This window comes from Limnospira sp. (genome assembly GCF_051859755.1).
Classification (GTDB): domain Bacteria; phylum Cyanobacteriota; class Cyanobacteriia; order Cyanobacteriales; family Microcoleaceae; genus Limnospira; species Limnospira fusiformis.
In genome coordinates, this window is record NZ_JBIMLI010000388.1 from 1 (window position 1) to 735 (window position 735).

At 45.4% G+C, this 735-nt stretch carries 1 protein-coding gene; it reads right to left on the reverse strand.

Annotated elements, in window-relative coordinates:
• Positions 1-97: 97 nt before the first annotated feature.
• Positions 98-735: Uma2 family endonuclease (locus ACTIE0_RS24800; RefSeq protein WP_439517071.1), on the reverse strand; the 638-nt coding region annotated here is incomplete at its 5' end.

A 735-nucleotide genomic window follows, 5' to 3' on the forward strand; every position in this document is an offset into this window, starting at 1 on the left:
CATGAGGAAAGCGACAGGCTGGGGAACCACCCCTGGCGGCTAGAAACAGCATAAAAGCCATTGAATAAGACCCCGGGGCGACACCCACCGAAACCGCCTATAAATTGGCATCAGGATTCAGTCCTGCTTCTCGCAGCAATTGTTCTAAACGTTGGTTACGTTGCCGTTCCTGTTCCAATTGTTCAGTAGCCGCTTGTTTGGCTTGCCGCTCCTGTTCCAATTGTTCAGTCATAGTTGTTAACTGCTGTTGGGCTTCCAGATAATCGGCAAAGGGTTGACCATCGGGACGATACAACACCAAATTATCCGAGGACAGGTCAAAGCGAATGCCCAAACGAGGGGAAACCCAACCATTGATGGGTTCAATGATATCTAACCAAGTCTCAGAACGTAACCATCCCGTTAGGTTATTCTTTTGAGGGTCATAGAGATAGTATTCCTCCACCCCGTAGCGGTCATAAAATAATAATTTGCGGTTCATTTCCTTTTCAGTGTTGTTCGGAGAAAGAATTTCAAAGACGACTTGCGGGGCAATATTATTCTCTTGCCACTGTTGATAAGAACCTCTATCTCCTTTGGGAACACCAAAAGCCACCATTACATCTGGGGCTTGACATAATTTATTATTTCCCTGTACTGGATACCACAATAAATCCCCGGCGATAAACACATTCGGCTCTTGGGCAAATAACCAGGCTAGATTATGGTAAATGACAGTAATCCAGCGAAATTGAA